Below are 20294 nucleotides of genomic sequence, written 5' to 3' on the forward strand. Positions count from 1 at the left end.
GTGGTTTAATACAGCACATTGGCGGGTTCCGAAAGTTGCTTACTAATCGGCAAAAAGCCGAAATGGTAACGCAGTTAATAATTGAATCAGTAATTTATCAGGGCGACACTATGCCAAACAAGCCTTTGTCTGTCAAAGATTTTTTCAATCCGGATGAGCCAGCGACCAAACAAAAACCTGTGCGGCACCCGATTTTTTAAGGGTTTGCGCTAGTTCGGCAATTGTTGCGCCGGTGGTCACAACATCGTCAATTAACAACAGGTTACGTTTTTTTACGGGCTGCTTCAAGTGAAATACACCGCGTACATTACGCTGGCGGGCTGATTTTTTCAATGTAGACTGGGGCGGCTGGTGGGTGCGATCAATGCAGTACGGTGGCAGCAGCGGTAACTCGTAATGGCGGGCAATGCTGGCAGCAAGCAGCTGGCTTTGATTAAAGCCACGCTTAAACAGCCGCTGACGGCTTAAGGGCATGGCCAGCACTGCGTCTATTTGTGCGGTTTCCAGCCACTGTGGCGGCCGTGCCAGCATTAATGCGGCCAAGGTATCGAGCAGGGCAAGCTGGCGCTGATGTTTGTACGCGCTGAGTATTTGTCGGAGTGGAGTGGCATAGCGGTAACTGGCATAGAGGCGAGCAAACGGCCAATGCTGCCCGCATTGCTCACAAGCTCCCACTGTCAGATTGCCGGAATGGCATTGCAAACAGATATCACGTTCTGGGCGCTGAAGGTTGCTTATGTCCTGCCAGCACGGAGGGCACAAGCCTGAGCCATCAGCATAATCGTGGCATAATAAACAGTGCGGCTTGCCGATACAGGCGTGCCAGAATGAAGTAAGTAATGAAACTATTCCCATGATCACACCTTCTCAAACTTTACTGATACACGGCTGGGGTGCCAATCATCATATTTTCGACCCTTTTCTGGCCAACCTGCCGCTGCCAAATCAAATGCATATACTTACACCGGATCTACCCGGCCATGGCAGTGCGCCGTTTGATGGCACTTTTGATATAAATACTATTGCCGACCAACTAGCGGCACAGTTATCTGAACCCGCTCATGTTCTTGGTTGGTCGCTGGGAGGTATGGTGGCCATCAGTATGGCCGCACGTTATCCAGACAGGGTTGCCACGCTGTGTCTAACAGCCAGTCTGGCTAAATTACTGGCCAGCAGTGACTACCCGCAAGGCCTGCACAAGATTAGTCTGCATCAGATGGCAGACAAATTCAGGATAGATTATCCCAAATACATGCAACAGTTTCTACAGTTGCAGATGCTGTATGCGGATACGGGGATACAAACCGGCATGCAGCATCTGCTGCCGGCCATTTGCCAGTACGGAGCACCGGTTGCTCTTAACGCGGCTTTGCATGCGTTAGAACAAGCAGATTTACGCCCGCTACTCAGTAGCTTACACTGTCCGGTATTACTGGTTTACGGTGGGCGCGATACCATAACGCCGCCACGCATGGGCGAATATCTGCATCAGCAACTGCCGCAGAGTGAATGGCATCTGCTGCCGCAGGCTGCTCATACACCGTTTTTAAGCCATCCTGATGAATTTGCCCGTGTACTGGGTCGGTTTTGGGAACAATACACATGACAACTCTGCCACACCAGCCAGACTGGTTTCTGCATGCACATCTGGCCGCGACGCTAGACGAACGCCTGAGTATTCTGAAACAGCCACCGCAGCACATTTTGCTGGCCGCCGCTGATGGCAATGAAAGCTACCGCTTACTTAAAATGCGTTATCCACAAGCTTGTTTCCATGAATATGATAGTCGCAGCTGCTATCTTCAGGCAGCACAGGCGATTCGAAAAGCCAAACAGAGCTGGTGGCAGAAGCTCAATAGCAGTCTGCCGGAACAGATCGCAACCGACCGGCTGCCGGATAATCAGGCGGCGGATATGGTATGGAGTAATCTTGGCCTGATTCATCAGCCAGATGCAGTAGCGGTGATTGAAAACTGGGCTGGTGCTTTGCGCCCTGACGGTCTGCTGTTTTTTAGCCACTTTGGGCCGGATACATTAAAAGAAGTCCTGACACTGTGGCGCGCTGCGGGTATAGTGGTCAGCGCGCCGAGGCTACTCGATATGCACGACCTTGGCGACATGCTGTATCAGCACGGTTTTTATGATCCGGTGATGGATATGAATATGCTTACGCTGCAATATACTAAGCCAGAACGCTTTATCGAAGATATGCGCACAGCTGGTCTGTGGCAGAGTCTGAAATTTGACAACGAAATTGAGGCTGTACGTATTCTGGCACAGGCGTGGCAGAATGAAGATATACAGAATGTCACGCTGGAACTGGTGTACGGACATGGTGTGAAAAAACAGATTCTTCCAGAGAACGTTGCACCGATACAGTTTTATCCATCGTCTTCCACTCACTCTTCCCAACCTTAATATAAAAATATAAATATGAAATTTACTGTATTGCTGCGTACTTGTGCTGTGATTATTTCGGTTTTCGGTAGTCTTTCTGCTTGTAAAAGCACTACTCCTGTCACCCCAACAGCGGCAACCAAGCCGCGTGCGGTTATCGGGCTGGCACTTGGTGGCGGGGTATCCAAAGGGTTTGCGCATATCGGGGTGATAAAAGTTTTACAGGAAAACCATATTCCGATACGAGTGGTGACTGGCACCAGTGCTGGCGCGCTGGTAGGCAGTATGTACGCCTCTGGTATGAGCCCCGACCGGCTGGAGCTGGAAGCAGAAATTCTAAATAAAACCGATCTGGTGGATCCAGTGCTGTCTACTTCCGGCTTTATCAAGGGACAGAAACTACAGGATTACATCAATGCGAAGGTAAGGAATAAACCGATTCAGCAATTTCCTATCCGCTTTGGTGCTGTGGCCACTGAATTCGGTACTGGCCGCATGGCAGTGTTCAACAATGGCAATGCCGGACAGGCTGTACGCGCCTCGGCAAGCATTCCAAATATTTTTCAGCCAACGGTAATTGGCAATAAACGTTTTGTGGACGGTGGTTTGGTAGCACCAGTGCCGGTCACCGCCGCCCGACAACTTGGTGCCAATGTGGTCATTGCGGTGGATATTTCCGCCAAACCGGCGCGCCTGACCAGTGAAGGCTTTTTTTCTTATTTAGACCAGAGCCTGAATATCATGAGCGCTTCGGCACTGAACAGCGAGCTAAGTAAAGCGCAGGTGGTTATCCGGCCACAGGTACAGAAGCTGGGTACAGTTGGCGGCTTCGACCAGAAAACACAGGCTATTCAGCTGGGTGAGCAAGCAGCGCGTGCCGCTTTGCCACAAATTCGCGCGGTTCTGGCCAAATATCAAGTTAACTAAGCGTTCTGTACTGGAGTAATCGGATGCAGGCTGCCGCTGTGGCAGTCTGCGTTTTAATTCTGGTTAATCTTGTTAAAAATAATGCAATCCATGATAGTGGCAATTTAATGATTATTAACTAAAATAATCAATAATTTTTTACTCATATGCCATAAACAACATGAGCTAATTCACAATATTAGCGTTAACTGTAAACTGAATCATTTTCAGGCAATCAAGAATTTCATAATTAAAAAATGATAAAAAGATATTTACACGGTTTGTATTTAGTATAAGCAGGAAACCATCTATGTGAATCTACTGGTTGAATAATATGAATAAAACTATTTCTGGCAATTCATTTTAGTTTTTTATATACGCAAGCTTAGTTGTTACAAAATGAATATCTAATTGTTATCAGCAACAACCAAATACTTCCATTTATCATATAGACAGTCAGCCAAAGCACTATAAACAAAACTGTCATTCAGGTAATGCATTTCCTGCTTATGTGTAACGCAGCCAGTATAGAATAAACTGAATACATACCAATAGACATTACCGAACCCCACTGTCGAACCTTTTTATACTTATCTATGTGCAGCCGTTTTGCTGCAATTTTTATGATAATCATGGAAAACCCATAAAGAAAACCGCCCCGATAAACGAGGCGGTTGGATAATATGATACTGAATCAATTTTAGGCTTTCAGTTCAGCACGCAGTTTTTTAGTCACTTTTACCATCACTTCTAAAGCTGCCGTGGTTTCCGGCCAGCCACGGGTTTTCAGACCACAGTCTGGATTTACCCACAAGCGTCGTTGGTCGATAACTTTCAGTGCTTTGCGCAGCAGATGCTCCACTTCAGCTTCAGTAGGTACGCGCGGGCTGTGGATATCATATACGCCGGGGCCTATATCGTTTGGATAGCTGAATTTCACAAAGGCATCGAGCAATTCCATATCAGAACGTGAGGTTTCGATGGTAATAACATCAGCATCCATGCTGGCAATTGCTGGCAGAATATCATTGAATTCTGAATAGCACATATGGGTATGAATCTGTGTACTGTCGTCGGCATCGGTAGACGTCAGGCGGAAAGATTCACACGCCCAATCCAGATATTCATCCCATTGCGCACGTTTCAGCGGCAAAGCTTCGCGAATAGCCGGTTCATCAATCTGAATGACGCGGATGCCGGCTTTTTCCAGATCCAGCACTTCATCGTTTAAGGCCAGAGCAATCTGTTTGCACACCAAGCTCAATGGTACGTCATTGCGCACGAAACTCCATTTCATCATGGTTACCGGACCGGTCAGCATACCTTTCATCGGCCGTTTGGTTAGCGACTGAGCATAGGCAGACCACGCTACGGTCATGGCTTTCGGGCGGGCGACATCACCAAAGATAATCGGCGGTTTTACACAGCGGGAACCATAGCTTTGTACCCAGCCATACTGAGTAAAGCAGTAGCCATCCAGCTGCTCACCAAAGTATTCCACCATGTCATTGCGTTCGGCTTCACCGTGCACCAATACATCGATATCCAGTTTTTCCTGCTGCTCAACACAGTAGGCGATATCTTTTTTCATTGCAGCTTCATAATCAGCGGCACTCAGCTCACCTTTTTTGAAAGCCGCACGTGCCTGCCGGATTTCTTGAGTTTGCGGGAAGGAACCAATGGTTGTAGTGGGCAACAACGGCAGCTTCATCCACGCCTGCTGCTTCTCAATCCGCTCTGCAAACGGGCTATGACGTTGGTCAGCATGAGCACGCAAATTAGCTACACGCGCAGCAACCTGATCGTTATGAATCAGTTTACTGGTCTTACGTCCGGCAGCAGCAGCATCAGAAGCAGCTAGAGCTTCCTGTACCGTGTCCTTACCATGTGCCAGAGCTTGTTTGATAATACCCAGCTCTTGTAATTTCTGGGCGGCAAAGGCCAGCCAGTTTTTGATTTCTGGGTTAAGTTTCTCTTCTACATTCAAATCCTGCGGGCTATGCAGCAATGAGCAGCTCGGTGCAATCCACAGATTGTTGCCCAACTGAGTGGCTACCGGTGCCAGCAAATCGATTACTTCACGCAGATTGGCACGCCATACGTTGCGGCCATCAATCAGGCCAACGGACAGAACTTTGTTTTCTGGCCATACATTGGCAAACTCGGCCAGCTGCTCGGGTGCACGGACACAGTCAATGTGTACACCATTTACAGGCAAATTTTTGAGTAAGTTCAGGTGTTCGGCCACACTTCCAAAATAAGTACCGATGATAATGCGGGTACCAGTAATAGCCAGCTCCTGATAGGTAGGTGCAAACGCATCCAGCCATTCACGCGCAATGTCCACAGCCAGAATCGGTTCATCAATCTGTATCCAGTCCACACCGGCATTGGCCAGTTCACGCAGCAATTTCTGATATTCAGGCAACAGACGTGGTAGCAGTTCCAAACGGTTATGACCGGCATCTTTTTCCTTACCCAGCCACAGCAACGTCAGCGGACCTACCAGCGTCGGTTTGATATCGTGGCCAGTGGCTTTGGCTTCTTCGATCTGTGCAATCAGATTGGCGGCATTGGCTTTAAAGCTGGTGTCCTGATGCCATTCCGGCACAATATAGTGGTAGTTGGTATCAAACCATTTGGTCATTTCCATAGCCACCTGAGTGGCATTACCGCGAGCAAGCTCAAAATACTGGCTAAGAGTAAGCGTGGCCGCATCAAACCCAAAACGAGCCGGAATAGCGCCAAGCGCACACAGAGTATCCAGCACATGGTCATAATAAGAAAAATCACCAACCGGCAGCAGGTCAGCGCCAGCCGCTATCTGAGTAGCCCAGTTTCTCTGACGAATATCCGCGGCGGTCTGCCGCAGCTCAGCCTCACTTTTGCTGCCTTTCCAAAACGCTTCAACAGCAAATTTGAGTTCGCGTTTAGCGCCAACACGCGGATAACCGGATAAATGGAATGTATTCATAAGTGTTTCTCCCTATTTGTGAAAAATAAATTTCGATAATAGTCAGTGTGCGGTAGTTAAGACATGACGACAAGCGATAAATTTTGCAGTTCTACATGAAAAATTTTAATATACCAATCAGACACTATGCAGTACGAGAATATGATAAGGTATGTAAGTGTATAGTACGAAAACAGATAAATGGCTATTCGAAGAGAAATAATCAGCATAGCCATATCACTCTTAATTAATAAACAAAACGATTGTTTATGAATTTTTTAACTTGTATTCGTGGTTAAAATGATCATTAAAGGCGGAAAATATGGAGTCGATTATTGAGCTGCGTCATTTACGCACTTTGCTAGCTCTCGAAGAAACCGGAAGTGTTTCCATGGCAGCCAAGCGAGTATTTCTGACCCAGTCTGCGCTATCACATCAAATACGGGTGCTAGAACAGTTTTACGGCACACCACTCTTTGAACGCAAATCCAGCCCCATTCACTTTACACCCGTAGGCGAACGCCTACTGCAACTGGCGCGCGAAATCACGCCTCTGGTCACCGTAGCTGAGCTGGATATGGCGCAGATTATTGAAGGCGAAGCAGGGGAGCTGCGCGTGGCTGTGGAATGCCACACCTGTTTCGACTGGCTGATGCCAGCCATGGATGCGTTCCGGCCGCTGTGGCCGAAAGTGGAGTTAGACATCGTGTCTGGTTTTCAGGCCGATCCGGTTGGATTACTGCTGACCCATCGTGCCGATCTGGCCATTGTGTCTGAATATGCACCTCAACCAGGAATTCTTTTTCAGCCTTTATTTGCCTATGAAATGGTGGGAATTTGCGCCAAAGACCATCCACTGGCCGCCAAAAGTGTCTGGCATGCGCAGGACTTCACCGACGAAACACTGATTACCTATCCAGTACCGGACGATATGCTGGATTTAATCCGCAAAGTATTGAAACCAGCAGGCGTACAGCCCGCACGCCGCAACAGCGAATTAACTATTGCCATCATCCAGCTGGTTTCAAGCCGGCGTGGTATAGCAGCTTTGCCATATTGGACGGTGATGCCCTATCTGGAGAAAGGTTACGTGGTGGCACGCCAGATTGGCGACATTCCATTGCAAAGTGAGCTGTATGCAGCAATGCGCGAATCAGACCACAGCAAAAGCTATCTGGATAGTTTCTGCCAAATTGTGCGTGAGCGCAGTTTCGCCGATTTACCCGGTCTTAGCCCACTGAGCACCCCCGATTAATTTCCAACGACACAGACAATTTACCTTGGGAGTGGTTCGACAGTTGTAAAAAATGTTGGCAGCTTGCCGCATCTGAAGCGAATCCCAAAGTAGATACAATACCAATTATATTCATGTCTGCGAAAACCAGATAAGCACTCATGATTTCCATCTGCGCTAAACTGGTAGTGAATAAATAACGGCGACCGGAGTGGCACCGCTACAAGTTATCTGAAGAAGGATAGAAACAGTCTGAGCAGGATACGGTTCTAGCTGCAGGTGAAGACATGTTCACAGTTTGTTTGTGTACATACACTGAATGCCAGAAAAAAGCAGAGTTTTTTTCCAAAAAGCACGGTTTTCACCTACCGGTATTTACCTTTATAGAATTTTCCTGTTTAAACGTTCAATTAAAGCTGATTATTCCTGTTCACAGAAACTGTTAATAATCCATTAACATATTTTTCCTTGCGATTTTTCAGCCTCAATCGGCTACAATAAGCGCTATGGAAATTCTATCTTCTTCCGGTTTACTGACCGGCCTCAATAGTGAACAATTAGCCGCCGTCACTTGGCCGGCGCAGCCTGCTTTGGTGCTGGCCGGCGCCGGCAGTGGCAAAACAAGGGTACTTACCACCCGTATTGCTTGGTTATTACAAACAGGCCAAGCCAGTGTCCACAGCATACTGGCTGTGACCTTCACCAATAAAGCAGCCAAAGAAATGCAATTGCGCCTAAGCGCCCTGTTACCAGTATCAGTACGCGCCATGTGGCTGGGTACCTTCCATGGTCTGTGCCATCGTTTTCTGCGCCTGCATTATCAAGAAGCCGGCCTGCCGAAAACGTTTCAGATTCTGGACATGGGTGACCAGCTATCTGTGATTAAGCGCTTGCTCAAACAACTCAATATTTCTGATGAAATTATTGCTCCGCGTAGCCTGCAAGGATTCATCAATGCTCAGAAAGAAAACGGTTTGCGTGCCTCCCAGCTAAGCGCACGCGACCCGCATGAGCGGCAAATGATTGAATGCTACGCTGCCTATGACAGCCTGTGCCAGAATGAAGGTGTAGTGGATTTTGCCGAGCTGATGCTGCGCAGTTACGAAATTCTGCAAAATAATGATGTACTACGGAGCCATTATCAAAACCGCTTTAACCATGTACTCATTGATGAATTTCAGGACACCAACAAACTTCAGTATGCATGGTTAAAACTGCTTGCCGGAAAACAAGCAGCGTTTTTCGCAGTCGGCGACGATGATCAGAGTATTTATCGCTTCCGCGGAGCCGAAGTAGCCAATATGACCCGCTTTCTGCATGAATTTAACGTGAGCGAACCCATTCGGCTGGAACAAAATTACCGCTCCGTTGGTAACATTCTTACCGCAGCCAACGCCGTGATTGCGCATAATGCCAGCCGTCTGGGAAAAAATCTGCGTACCGAAGCAGGCACCGGAGAAAAAATTCGCGTCTTACAAGCGATAAATGATATAGAAGAAGCTCAATTTGTTGTCGATGAAGTAAAAGCTTTGCATCGTGAAGGACTAGACTATATACAGATGGCAATACTGTATCGCAGCAATGCTCAATCGCGTGTACTGGAACAAGCCTTATTTCGCGCCGGTATTCCCTACAAAATCTATGGCGGTTTGCGTTTTTATGAACGGCAGGAAATCAAAAATGCACTGGCATATCTGCGGCTGGCCGTCAATCCCGATGATGATAACGCACTTTTGCGCATCATCAATGTACCCACTCGCGGAATCGGCGCCCGCAGCATTGAAAATATTCAGGCAGCAGCCAACGAAGCCAATACCTCACTATGGCAGGCTGCTACCAATCTGGCGTCCAAAAACAGCAAAATTGCCGCTTTTGTGCGTCTGATAGAAAATCTTCAGCTTCAAGCTACGCAGATTTCCCTGCCGGAAATCATGGCTGCTGCCATCTACGACAGCGGGCTGATGGAATATTACCGTACCCAAAAAGGCGAGCAGCAGGAACGCATCAACAATCTAGAAGAACTTCTCAATGCAGCCGTAGCATTCAAGCCACAAGAATCAGGATTTGAATTTGAATCCGACTATGACCCAAACGACCCATTATTCGCAGTATTGTCATTTCTAAGCACCGCCTCACTCGAAGCAGGCGAACATCAGGCTGGGCAGGGCGAGGATGCTTTGCAATTAATGACAGTTCATGCGGCTAAAGGTCTCGAATTTGACGGGGTTTTTCTTACTGGACTGGAAGAAGGCCTGTTTCCGAGCGAATACAGTATGGCTGAGCGCGACGGACTGGAAGAAGAGCGGCGTCTCATGTATGTCGCCATCACCCGAGCACGTAAACGCTTGTATCTAACCATGGCCGAGCAACGGCTACTACACGGACAGACTCACTTTGCCTTACCATCACGCTTTGTGGATGAAATACCCGAAGCAGTACTGCAATACCTGTCAGCACACAAAAACTCTTTGATAGCCAGACAGCAGAGCACACAGCGCACCAATCCATTTCATAGCCGCAGCAAACTGGCTGAAACACAAGCCAGCCCAGATTTCGACGGCTTCCAGCTGGGGCAGAATGTGCATCACGAGCGTTTCGGTACCGGCGTCATTATCGATGCCACACACAAAGCAGAAGGCGCGCGTCTGACCATAAACTTCGGCAAACAGGGAATCAAAGAGCTAGATACCGTATTTGCCAAAGACAAACTGACCATTATTTCTTAAACCGTTACTCAGGTTACGCCAAACAAACCGACACACCAGAGAGGAGACCCATTATGCAGCAGTACGACCAAAATAACATCTTCGCCCGAATCATCCGTGGCGAAATTCCTTGTCATAAAGTATATGAAGACGCACAAACACTGGCCTTTATGGATGTGATGCCGCAGGCGCGCGGCCATGTACTGGTGATTCCGAAATGCGAAGCGGTAGAGTTAACCGACATGCCAGACGATTATCTACAAGCAGTATTCAATGCAGCCAGAAAAATCATCAGTGCCCAACGTAAAGTGTTACACCGTGATGGCGTTGTTCAGTTGCAGCTGTCCGGTGAGCAGGCTGGCCAATCTGTGTTTCACTATCATATTCATTTAATTCCCGGCCACATCCATGAACTTGCCAAGCATGAAAGCACACAGGCCGATCAGGCAGAGCTGGCACAGTTGGCCGCGCAGCTACGCGGTGAACTGGAATGAAACTTCAGTTTGATACAACAATTATCCACAGAATTATCCACAGATAATCAACTTAATAATATAAGTGAAAAATAAATTAACCCTTTATTTATAAGGATTTCAGAACCAAAGCTAAATTTTATTCAGACAAATACATTAAATTTGTCCACAATATATTTACCCAGACTGCCACCTTTCCACATCGCTTCTGTAGAAAATCATACAGAAGCGATTTTTTACTTGGAGCTATATCAAACAGATTGCCTGTTGAGATTCAGCTTAATCAGCTTTGGCTCTTCATACCAGCCATAATCCGAGTATTTAGCAAACTTTAAACCGGCCAAACACCGACTAACCTTTTTCCCGAACAAGAAAACGACACCACTCAAATTAAAGCATACTGCCTACCGGCTCAGCCTTAAACAGCCTGATTCTTGGCCAAATACAACAAAAGCCCGCTGATTTCATACCATCAGCGGGCTTTAACGTTGCATAACCAATGTTGATTATTTATCTGTCTGGACTAAACTTTTCTAAACCATTCTTTCATCACAGCTTATTCAAACAGGTCACGCAGCTTGTCCATAAACGACTTCTGCCGTGGGGTCTGTGCGCGGTCCATACCAGTAGAAATCTTCTCAAACTCTTCCAGCAATTCACGCTGCCTATCTGTCAGATTTACCGGCGTTTCCACCACAATGTGACAATACAAATCACCCACAGCGGCCGAACGTACAGATTTAATGCCTTTACCACGTACACGCATACGGCGGCCTGTTTGCGTTTCTTTTGGAATATTCAGCTTAACCTTACCATCCAGCGTTGGCACTTCCACCTCTCCGCCAAGCGCCGCAATCGTAAAGCTGATCGGCAGCTCACAATGCAAGTCCATACCATCACGCTCAAATACCGGATGGGGACGAACATTCACCAGCACATACAAATCACCAGCCGCAGCACCATGCTTACCCGGCTCACCCTCACCACTCAGACGAATACGCTGGCCATCATCAATACCGGCCGGAATAGATACCTCCACCGTCTTACGTGTTTTAACCAGACCTTCACCATGGCATTTAACACACGGGTCTTTAATCTGCTTACCACTGCCATGACAAGTTGGACAGGTTTGCTGTAGCTGAAAAATTGCCTGCCGTACATGCACCACACCACTGCCGCCACACATACTGCAAGTAGTAGCAGAAGTACCCGCCTTAGCTCCACTGCCATGGCAGACATCACATTCCTCATGCGTAGGTATGGTAATTTTTTTCTTAATACCGCGCGCAGCTTCTTCCAGCGTGATTTCCACATGATATTGCAGATCAGCACCCTGATGATTCTGCTGCTGCCTACCACCGGCACTGCCACCAAACATCTGGCTGAAAATATCACCAAAATCGAAACCGCCGGAAAATCCTCCGCCGCCACCCATATTACCGTCTACGCCGGCATGTCCAAACTGATCATATGCCGCACGTTTTTGTGAATCAGACAAAACTTCATAAGCGCGCTGTACTTCCTTGAATTTTTCTTCCGCACCCTTATCGCCCTGATTACGGTCGGGATGGTACTTCATAGCCAGCTTGCGATAAGCCTTTTTGATTTCCTCATCCCCTGCAGTACGGGTTACACCCAGCACTTCATAAAAATCTACTTCAGTCATAATTTTATTCCAAAGGTTTTCCGGCAGACTGTATCAGTACAACAGGTTGCCTGAAAAAAAACCGGATAATAGAAATGCAGCCCATATATGGGCTGCATCTATAAAAACAAGATATTAAAACAAAGTTAATTCCAGCTGAAGCAAAAAGGCCGGTTAACGCCGGCACCAACAAGCACAGACAAACACCATAACAACGATTGCGAATAATCTAAACCAATCGGCATCTGTATCCGCATCCAATAGCTGAATCGGCTTGATACAAAACTCATTTATTCCCTCAGGCACCGTTCTGGGGCAACAAAGCATTGATATAATTTAGTCCCACACTCACCTGCACAAGGTCTACACCAGTTATCGCTACTTTCATCCTGCTTTTAGGCAAAGCATCAACAGGTATCCCGCTCACTCTGCTCACCAATGGCAAACCCTCTATCCGCACCAAATCATCGCGGATTAACTGTGCATTCAATTCCTGCAAATGCTCCTGCTGAATATAAATCAGACTCCAGTATGCCTCCATATGGCGCTGAAAATCATTATAGGTAGCATAAGTAGATTCAAAATCCCGCAATACCGCAAACAACATCGCATCCTGCGGCTCAAAGCGGGGAGAAGCATGCGGGTCAAGCAAACTAATCAGCTGTTTTTGATTAATATAATCAGTGGCGCGACGCAGCGGTGAAGTAAACCATGCATAATGTTTCAGTCCCAGACCAATATGCGGCTCAGAATGCGTACTCATTCTTACCCGTCCCGTAGGCTGAACACGAAACAAACCCGCCATATCCGCAGCATCCAGCATCTGAGCCCAAGTACTGTTGGCAAAAATCATCAGCTCACTTACCAGCATATCAATTGGCGCACCTCGCTCGCGCACACAGATACGCACCTGATTACCCGCTTCCAGCTTAATACCGTAATCATACTGAGACGGGCGAGCCGGATCATATTTTCCGCGTGCCTGCATTCTGGCCACGGCAAAATCATACAGCCAGTTCATTTCTTGCTGATGCGGAAAAATCTCATCATCTGTGCGCATCTGTTGCGGCTGAAAGGCCTGCTCAATATGTTCAATACGTAAATTACGATCTACATAAACCGACTCAATACACGATTTACAATGCACAATCTCAAACTGAGGATTCACTTCAGCATATAGACTGATAGCCGGCCGGCTATCACCCTCATCCAAACTAAAAGCAGCTACCCAGTTATCCGGCAGCATCGTGATTTTTCCGCCCGGATAATAAACCGTACTTAGGCGTTCAAATATCAGCTTTTCCAGCGCCGAATCAGCATCAATGGCCAAGGAAGGTGCAGCAATGTGAATACCCACCAGCTTATTACCATTGGGCAGATCACGTACACTAAACGCATCATCTACCTCACTAGTATCCGCATCATCAATCGAAAATGCCCGCACCGCCTCATCAGCAACAGGTAAATTGCCAATATCCGGCAACGGATAATCTCCGCATGCCACCCCATCAGGAAACTCGGCAAGTAGAAAACCATCCAGAAAGTAGTCCGGCAGCGCAGGCACAGCACCTACACTCTGCATCAGCGCAAACAAAGATATTTTTTTCTGCTCAGCGGCTTTTATCACCGCCTTATAACTCAAACTTTGCTTATCAGGCGCGTGCAAAATCATCTTTGCATCAGCAGCAATAGCAGCAGGGAGGTGGCCGGCAAGCAATTCTTCAATCCAGCCATTAATTTGTTCTTCCTGCTGTTTGCGCCGTTCAATCGCCGCCAAAGCCTGCTGCAAAGTTTCTGCCGGTGCAGCCTTAAACACCCCTTTATTCTTCTTATAAAAGTACATAGGTGCCGCATAGAGCGCCATTAAAACCGCAGCAAGTTCAACCTGACCACTATTACTACCGAAATATTCAGAAGCAGCCTCGGCTGCCGTAAATTCAGCTTCTACACCCACAGCTTCCCACAACAGGCCGATATCAATACCGGCGGCGGCAGCACTGGCCTGCTGTAAAAACTGCGCAGCATCACCCTCAAACACCAAAAAAACATGGCTGGATTTAATTTTTGCCCGTTTGCCATGCTGTGTATTCACCAGAAAAGTAGCCTCATTTTCCTGAACCACTTCGGCTACTTTAAACTGACCGGACTCCTCATAAAAAATATGTTTACCCATAACGCCTACTTAAACCTAAGAAACTACCCAAGCAACCTGTAAAAACGATTCAGAAAACAGCATTTATTCGATTATAAACAAATAGACTGACATCCAGCTTACACAGAAACCACCATAGTATTAACCTATAGACATATCAGCATGAATAGCCCGCCAATACTCCCCCTCAGGCATTTCTGTTATACATAAATTTAATTATTAAAACATACAAATTAAATAGTTCCATGTTTTAATTTTTAAATAAAACAATCACCCCAAGTTAGCACAACATAATTATGCCTTAAACAATATTATGCTTTAAAACCAGTAAAATAAACAGCAAAAAAACACATTCCAGCAAACAAATTTCATCAAAACAAATAAAAATTATATAATTCCATATAAATAATCTACACAATATTCATCTTTAAAAACGCTGAAATACTCTATCCGAGCTGCCCAGTCTTAGTGTGCCAGACATATTTATGCTATTAAAATAAATACTACGGGCCATACTTTACACCCATTCCTTCATTCAGCTCGTTTCCCTATTTTCAACCACCTTTAAAGCTTATGGCTGATAGAATTTATGAATATATAAATAAAATTTATGAGCAGAATATTCGAATTCATACAAAACACATTCTTCAGTATATTCAATCCATGATTTAAAGCATCCATGAATCACAGCCAGACAACCACACCATACCACTTATTAATCAGAAAAAAGTTAACAAAAATTTATTAGTTTTATTAACAGCAATTCACAGCTCAGAAACATAATCTACCCGCAGTCGCATTACACGACAAAACTTCAACCCTACTGCTATTCAGCCGACCACTGAGCATATCCACAGCAAGAGCACCACAGCCAGTGTTACAATATTCCCGATAATGTCTAAAGACCCCACATGATGAAGAAAATCACACCCAAGAGCTATGAAGAAGCCATCCAGCAACTGGAAAAAATTACCGAATCAATGCAAAACAATGATCTGCCATTAGAAGAAGCGTTAACCGCTTACGAGTATGGTCAGGAATTGGTGCAATACTGCCAGCAAAAACTGGCCGAAGTCGAACAAAAACTACAGGTATTGGACAACGGCGAATTGAAGGAGCTGAAACTTGAAGCAGGGGAGTAACTTTGCCCACTGGCAACAACAGGTACAAAACCATACCGAACAAACCCTAAATCGCCTATTGCCCTTATCTGACGAGCTACCGGCACCCCTGATTGATGCCATGCGCTATGCTGCGCTGGATGGCGGCAAGCGCTTGCGTCCGATGCTGGTTTTCGCTGCTGCCGAGCTGGGAAACAACATAGCAGAGGCTGTGGATAACGCCATTGCCGCAATCGAATGTATCCACATTTATTCACTGGTACACGACGATATGCCCGAAATGGACAACGACAGCTTGCGTCACGGCAAAGCTGCCTGCCACATTCGCTACACACCAGCCACCGCTTTACTGGTTGGCGACGCGCTGCAAAGCATGGCATTCAGCCTACTCAGCCGGCCCACCACACTCTCACCCGAGCGTCAGCTGCAAATGGTACAGACACTGGCTCAGGCCGCCGGCTATAGTGGTATGGCAGGAGGACAAGCCATTGATCTGGCCTGTGTCGGTAAAAGCCTGAATCAAAATGTACTTGAGCATATGCATCAGCTCAAAACCGGTGCCCTAATCCGGTCAGCCGTAGCCCTTGGCGGACTCTGCTGTAACGATATCGATCAGCACCAACTTACTGCTCTTGATGCCTATGCTGGTCATTTGGGTTTGGCTTTTCAAGTAATAGATGATGTACTCGATTGTGAACAGGATAGCGGCGTTCTGGGAAAAACAGCCGGAAAGGATGCACAGGCCAATAAACCCACCTATGTCAGCCTGCTGGGTCTGGCTTCAGCGCGCCAATATGCTGAAAACTTAATACAAAAGGCCTTGGAAGCACTGGCTGGTTTTGACCATCGCGCTGAGCATCTGCGCGAACTGGCTCAATTTGTCATTGCCCGCAATCATTAGCAACATCATCACCGCACAACCCCGCGTGAATCCTGATAATAAATCCTTAGATTTCTGCCTTAGTAAATGCGATCAACGATTCACAAAGAGACCGGCAATCAACGCAGCCGTTTACCTGACGCCCAGTCAATAATCTGGCTGGGTTGCCGGCGACCACCGGTTCGTCCGCCAAGAATCAACACCTGACGCCCAAACTGACGTCTAACCTCGCGCTCCGTTTTACAGGCTTTTTTACCAGCCCGATTGCATGAAGTGGAGACCAGTGCCGTACCGGCTGCTTTGCACATAAACCGTGCCGTATCCAGATCAGGAATACGTACCGCCAGATTGTGTCGACCACGCCCCCGCAGCAAAGGCAAAACTCGCTGCCGTGCTGGTAACAACAAAGTTTTAGGCGCTGGCCATTCGCGCATAATAGCTTTAGATTCAGCTGCAGACACAGGTGCCAACAATGGCCGCAATTGTGCAAAATCAGCACCAATCACAATCAGTCCCTTATGCTGAGCCCTTTTTTTTAGCGCTATCAGCCGGCGTAACGCCGGAGCATAATCAGGCAAACAGCCAAGCCCGTAACTGCCTTCCGCCGGATAGGCAATCAAGCCGCCCTTGCGCAGAAACGCTTGCAGATGATGTAAAAATCGGCCAGCCGGCCGGGCACGATGGTGCATAGGTATTCAGAGAAATATAGCTAAGCCCTTATAATAGCAGGGCACAATCATCCACACTACTACTGCATCTTCGGCCACCATCATTCAATCAAACGAGGCTCTCATGATTACCGATGAACAACTACTTCGTTACAGCCGCCATATCTTACTGGATAAACTGGATATAGCCGGACAGCAGGCCATTCTCAGCGCACGCGTACTGATTATCGGAGCAGGTGGTTTAGCACATCCGGCGCTTACCTATCTGGTGTCCAGCGGCGTAGGGCACATCACCGTAGTGGACAACGACAGCATTGATATCAGCAATCTGCAACGGCAGTATTGGTTTAACGATTCCGATATAGGCGCAGATAAAGCCAGCGTCTTATGCCAACGCTTACAGGCTCATCATTCACACACACAACTGCATCCCGTTGTTGCCAGAGCAGATGCTACTCTGCTGCACAGGCTGGTACAGGATACAGACATAGTGCTTGATTGCACCGACAACTTTGCCAGCCGCCGTCTAATTAATCAGGCTTGTTTTACAGCCCATAAACCACTGGTTTCGGCCTCAGCACTGATATTTTCCGGTCAGCTGGCAGTATATGATTTTCGCGACGGCCATGGCCCCTGTTATCAGTGCCTGTTTGAAGGTGAAATGAATGATGAAGGTGCCAGTTGTGCCAAAAACGGCGTATTTGCTCCCTTACTCGGTGTCATGGGCGCCGCGCAGGCTGGCGAAGCATTAAAGCTCATCACCGGTATCCAACCTACCGGCTGCTGGCTGCACTGCTTTGATGCACAACGCTTTCAATGGCAACGCTTACAACTGGCACCAAACCCAGACTGTCCGGTATGCGGATAGCCAACTTTATACACAAATTCCTGTGGATAAACTTGTGGATAATTATCTATTATTGAAAATCAGCCAGCTTCCGATCCTGACCAGCTTTCCAGCCGGATACCGTAATCACCAGCGCAGCAAAAAACATCAGCACCAACGCAGGAAACCATGAATGCATGATGTCGTGTAACGCCCCCATCAAAACCGGCCCTACAGCAGCAAACAAATATCCACAGGTCTGTGCCATACCAGACAACAATACGCCCTCAGTTACACTGCTACTGCGCAGACTGAAAAACATCATACTCAGACAGAAAGCACCACTGATACCGAGACCCAGCAGCAGCACGGCTGGAAAATAACAGCTACGCCATGGCGACATCAGCAATAACACAGACAGTATCAGCGATACCCCACATAATGCGCCAATCCACTTCTGCTGCTTTAATCTAGCCGCATAAATTGGTATCAGCAGATTAGTTGGCACCATTACCAACTGCATCAGCCCAAGCCAGCCTCCGGCCTCAGTAGCAGACACACCGGCTTTAGCTACAATCTGCGGCAGCCAGCTTACCGTGGAATAAAACAGAAATGATTGAAATCCCATAAACAGCGTCACCTGCCACGCCAGCGGATTACGCCACAAATGTACCGTTACCGGCCGCGAACGCACAGCCGCTCTGGGAATGGCATTCGCTGTTTTAAAAGGCAGCCACCAGATCACCATCGCTACCAGAGCTGGCAATACCCACGCCACCAAAGCGCCACGCCAGCCCCACAAGTTACTATGCGCTAAAGGTGCACTCAATGCCGAACCGGCAGCACCACCCACATTCATAATCAGGGCATATAATGCAGTTACCAAGCCCATCTTAAACGGGAAATACTGTTTCACCATACTGGGAATCAGCACATTACCCACAGCAATAGCACAGCTAAGCAAAGTTGTACCCGCCAGCAGCAAAAATAGCCCGCTGCCACAACGCAACACCAGCCCCAGCGTCAGCACCCACAAAGCAAAAAATACCATCTGCTCCGAACCAAACCGAGCTGCCAGTCTAGGAATAAAAATAGAAAACAAACCAAAGGTCAGCAGCGGCACCGTCGTTAGTAAACCAGCCAGCGTACTACTGATGTGCAGCTGTGCCTGAATATTCTGCAATAAAGGTCCGACACCCGTCAGCGGACCACGCAGAACAAAAGCCAGTGCCAGAATAGCCACAAAAAGACTAAGACGACGCTGTGTTTTCGATACAGTCGAATCTGTTGTCATTACTTCACCAAATTACCCATTCCCCTTAATCCTGTACATTAAGGCTGAAGAAATCTTTAAACACCGGCCATTGCTGCAGAAATTTTTGTCCACACTCCAGCCCAGCCGCATAACTATAACGCAAACGGCTAGCATCCTGACACAGGCGTCCAGCCATTTTGCTATTTTCCGGCGGATTGATTTCAAAAATATACCGCGAGTGTTCAGGCCGGCGCATCCATGCCAGCGTAGCATTATAATGCTTTACCCGCTGACGCAAAGCCCGAGCAAACCCATTGTCAGGCAAGCGCCGTGCCAGCAAAGCATCACCAAATCCACCTTTCTTAACATAAGCATGCGCACGTGTACGGATAACAACAACACCGCCGATATTCGGCTGCGACAGCGCCCATCGCACCGGCAAGGCATCAGCCACACCACCGTCAAAATAAATTTCACTACCGATGGGTACCGGTTTACGAATAATAAAAGGGATAGAGCTAGAAGCACGCAGCACATCTAAAAAATTTTTGGGTTCAGCCTCAGCATAATGTGCCTCCCCTGTAACAGCATTACTAAGCACAATTCTGAAATCACGCTTCTGTGCAAACATACGTTCGCAGTCGAGCGGATTTTCCTGCTGTACCACTCGCCATAACCAGTCTATATCCAATAAATCACCACCACGGATAAAACGAGACCAGCTGATAAACGGCCTCTGGCACGACTGATTCATCAGCACATCCAGATTACGACCGGTTTGCCCAGACAGATAGCTGGCAATCGTACTGGCACCAGAAGATACACCAACCAGCAAAGTAAACGGATTAAAGTCTGCCTGCAAAAAAGCATCTGTCACCCCACTGCTGAAAGCGGCACGCATACCGCCGCCCTCCACAACCAAAGCAACTTGCATCCCAGACGGTTCCCGCTGCGCATTACACATGGTTTATCATGTCCATGTTTATGTAATAATAGATAAATATTAATAAATACATAATACACATAGGCGCAAAACAATAAAAGCTGATTCCAACTACATATTATTCAACCGCATTTAA

Annotated in this window: 16 protein-coding genes; 9 read left to right on the top strand and 7 right to left on the bottom strand. The window is 47.3% G+C overall.

The features are described 5' to 3' along the window. Positions 1 to 144: 144 nt before the first annotated feature. Positions 145 to 855: a ComF family protein gene (locus tag ABU615_RS06700; RefSeq protein WP_367490282.1), complete on the bottom strand. Its 711-nt coding sequence runs from the start codon at positions 853 to 855 to the stop codon at positions 145 to 147. Here ABU615_RS06700 and bioH point away from each other — a divergent pair. Genes bioH through ABU615_RS06715 form a run of 3 tightly spaced genes read left to right on the top strand, consistent with a single transcriptional unit; the run spans position 854 to position 3324 of the window. Next, a complete protein-coding gene (bioH, locus tag ABU615_RS06705) occupies positions 854 to 1606 on the top strand; it encodes a pimeloyl-ACP methyl ester esterase BioH (RefSeq protein ID WP_267390949.1) in 753 nt (250 codons plus the stop codon). The two genes, ABU615_RS06700 and bioH, sit on opposite strands and share 2 nt — an antisense overlap. After that, a complete protein-coding gene (locus ABU615_RS06710; protein WP_367490279.1) occupies positions 1603 to 2418 on the top strand; it encodes a class I SAM-dependent methyltransferase in 816 nt (271 codons plus the stop codon). Before bioH ends, ABU615_RS06710 begins: the two co-directional genes overlap by 4 nt. 15 nt (positions 2419 to 2433) lie before the next feature. Beyond that, positions 2434 to 3324, top strand: coding sequence for a patatin-like phospholipase family protein (locus ABU615_RS06715; RefSeq protein WP_370386690.1), 891 nt, complete (start codon positions 2434 to 2436; stop codon positions 3322 to 3324). 679 nt (positions 3325 to 4003) lie between these two features. On the opposite strand, the gene metE is transcribed toward ABU615_RS06715, so the two are convergent. Then, entirely contained in the window at positions 4004 to 6277 is a 2274-nt protein-coding gene (gene metE / locus ABU615_RS06720) for a 5-methyltetrahydropteroyltriglutamate--homocysteine S-methyltransferase (protein WP_370388728.1), read from the bottom strand. 301 nt (positions 6278 to 6578) lie between these two features. Between metE and ABU615_RS06725 the strand changes: the two genes are divergently transcribed. From ABU615_RS06725 to ABU615_RS06735, 3 genes are all read left to right on the top strand, one after another. Further along, complete coding sequence (locus ABU615_RS06725) at positions 6579 to 7511, top strand: LysR family transcriptional regulator (RefSeq protein WP_267390953.1); 933 nt, start codon at positions 6579 to 6581, stop codon at positions 7509 to 7511. Between the two features lie 485 nt (positions 7512 to 7996). Beyond that, the gene (locus tag ABU615_RS06730) at positions 7997 to 10216 is read left to right on the top strand and encodes a UvrD-helicase domain-containing protein (protein ID WP_370388729.1); all 2220 of its coding nucleotides are present in this window, start codon (positions 7997 to 7999) and stop codon (positions 10214 to 10216) included. Between the two features lie 53 nt (positions 10217 to 10269). Then, complete coding sequence (locus ABU615_RS06735) at positions 10270 to 10689, top strand: HIT family protein (protein WP_367490707.1); 420 nt, start codon at positions 10270 to 10272, stop codon at positions 10687 to 10689. Between the two features lie 535 nt (positions 10690 to 11224). On the opposite strand, the gene dnaJ is transcribed toward ABU615_RS06735, so the two are convergent. Both dnaJ and ABU615_RS06745 read right to left on the bottom strand, forming a co-directional pair. Further along, on the bottom strand, positions 11225 to 12334 hold the full coding sequence (dnaJ, locus tag ABU615_RS06740) for a molecular chaperone DnaJ (RefSeq protein WP_100141046.1): 1110 nt from the start codon (positions 12332 to 12334) through the stop codon (positions 11225 to 11227). Positions 12335 to 12611: 277 nt separating this feature from the next. Beyond that, positions 12612 to 14486: a ribonuclease catalytic domain-containing protein gene (locus tag ABU615_RS06745; protein ID WP_367490276.1), complete on the bottom strand. Its 1875-nt coding sequence runs from the start codon at positions 14484 to 14486 to the stop codon at positions 12612 to 12614. Between the two features lie 893 nt (positions 14487 to 15379). On the opposite strand from ABU615_RS06745, the gene ABU615_RS06750 reads away from it, so the two are divergent. Further along, a complete protein-coding gene (locus ABU615_RS06750) occupies positions 15380 to 15607 on the top strand; it encodes an exodeoxyribonuclease VII small subunit (protein WP_100141044.1) in 228 nt (75 codons plus the stop codon). Next, positions 15591 to 16487 (top strand): polyprenyl synthetase family protein, encoded by an 897-nt coding sequence (locus tag ABU615_RS06755; protein WP_367490274.1) that lies wholly within the window; start codon positions 15591 to 15593, stop codon positions 16485 to 16487. The genes ABU615_RS06750 and ABU615_RS06755 overlap by 17 nt, the downstream gene beginning before the upstream one ends. 98 nt (positions 16488 to 16585) lie before the next feature. Here ABU615_RS06755 and ABU615_RS06760 read toward each other — a convergent pair whose 3' ends face one another. Then, a complete protein-coding gene (locus ABU615_RS06760; protein ID WP_367490271.1) occupies positions 16586 to 17155 on the bottom strand; it encodes an L-threonylcarbamoyladenylate synthase in 570 nt (189 codons plus the stop codon). A 103-nt stretch (positions 17156 to 17258) separates the two neighbouring features. On the opposite strand from ABU615_RS06760, the gene ABU615_RS06765 reads away from it, so the two are divergent. After that, on the top strand, positions 17259 to 18002 hold the full coding sequence (locus ABU615_RS06765) for a ThiF family adenylyltransferase (protein WP_367490269.1): 744 nt from the start codon (positions 17259 to 17261) through the stop codon (positions 18000 to 18002). A 49-nt stretch (positions 18003 to 18051) separates the two neighbouring features. On the opposite strand, the gene ABU615_RS06770 is transcribed toward ABU615_RS06765, so the two are convergent. Both ABU615_RS06770 and ABU615_RS06775 read right to left on the bottom strand, forming a co-directional pair. After that, on the bottom strand, positions 18052 to 19254 hold the full coding sequence (locus tag ABU615_RS06770) for an MFS transporter (RefSeq protein WP_267408674.1): 1203 nt from the start codon (positions 19252 to 19254) through the stop codon (positions 18052 to 18054). A 25-nt stretch (positions 19255 to 19279) separates the two neighbouring features. Beyond that, on the bottom strand, positions 19280 to 20179 hold the full coding sequence (locus tag ABU615_RS06775) for a patatin family protein (RefSeq protein WP_267408675.1): 900 nt from the start codon (positions 20177 to 20179) through the stop codon (positions 19280 to 19282). Between the last annotated feature and the right edge of the window lie 115 nt (positions 20180 to 20294).

Source organism: Snodgrassella alvi (assembly GCF_040741455.2).
GTDB lineage: Bacteria > Pseudomonadota > Gammaproteobacteria > Burkholderiales > Neisseriaceae > Snodgrassella > Snodgrassella alvi_E.

Coding starts and splice junctions, on each gene's coding strand:
- ABU615_RS06775 (WP_267408675.1), bottom strand. CDS start 20,179: ATGTGTAATGCGCAGCGGGAACCGTCTGGGATGCAAGTTGCTTTGGTT.
- metE (WP_370388728.1), bottom strand. CDS start 6,277: ATGAATACATTCCATTTATCCGGTTATCCGCGTGTTGGCGCTAAACGC.
- ABU615_RS06700 (WP_367490282.1), bottom strand. CDS start 855: ATGGGAATAGTTTCATTACTTACTTCATTCTGGCACGCCTGTATCGGC.
- ABU615_RS06770 (WP_267408674.1), bottom strand. CDS start 19,254: ATGACAACAGATTCGACTGTATCGAAAACACAGCGTCGTCTTAGTCTT.
- ABU615_RS06735 (WP_367490707.1), top strand. CDS start 10,270: ATGCAGCAGTACGACCAAAATAACATCTTCGCCCGAATCATCCGTGGC.
- ABU615_RS06710 (WP_367490279.1), top strand. CDS start 1,603: ATGACAACTCTGCCACACCAGCCAGACTGGTTTCTGCATGCACATCTG.
- ABU615_RS06750 (WP_100141044.1), top strand. CDS start 15,380: ATGAAGAAAATCACACCCAAGAGCTATGAAGAAGCCATCCAGCAACTG.
- dnaJ (WP_100141046.1), bottom strand. CDS start 12,334: ATGACTGAAGTAGATTTTTATGAAGTGCTGGGTGTAACCCGTACTGCA.
- ABU615_RS06760 (WP_367490271.1), bottom strand. CDS start 17,155: ATGCACCATCGTGCCCGGCCGGCTGGCCGATTTTTACATCATCTGCAA.
- ABU615_RS06725 (WP_267390953.1), top strand. CDS start 6,579: ATGGAGTCGATTATTGAGCTGCGTCATTTACGCACTTTGCTAGCTCTC.
- ABU615_RS06715 (WP_370386690.1), top strand. CDS start 2,434: ATGAAATTTACTGTATTGCTGCGTACTTGTGCTGTGATTATTTCGGTT.
- ABU615_RS06765 (WP_367490269.1), top strand. CDS start 17,259: ATGATTACCGATGAACAACTACTTCGTTACAGCCGCCATATCTTACTG.
- ABU615_RS06730 (WP_370388729.1), top strand. CDS start 7,997: ATGGAAATTCTATCTTCTTCCGGTTTACTGACCGGCCTCAATAGTGAA.
- bioH (WP_267390949.1), top strand. CDS start 854: ATGATCACACCTTCTCAAACTTTACTGATACACGGCTGGGGTGCCAAT.
- ABU615_RS06745 (WP_367490276.1), bottom strand. CDS start 14,486: ATGGGTAAACATATTTTTTATGAGGAGTCCGGTCAGTTTAAAGTAGCC.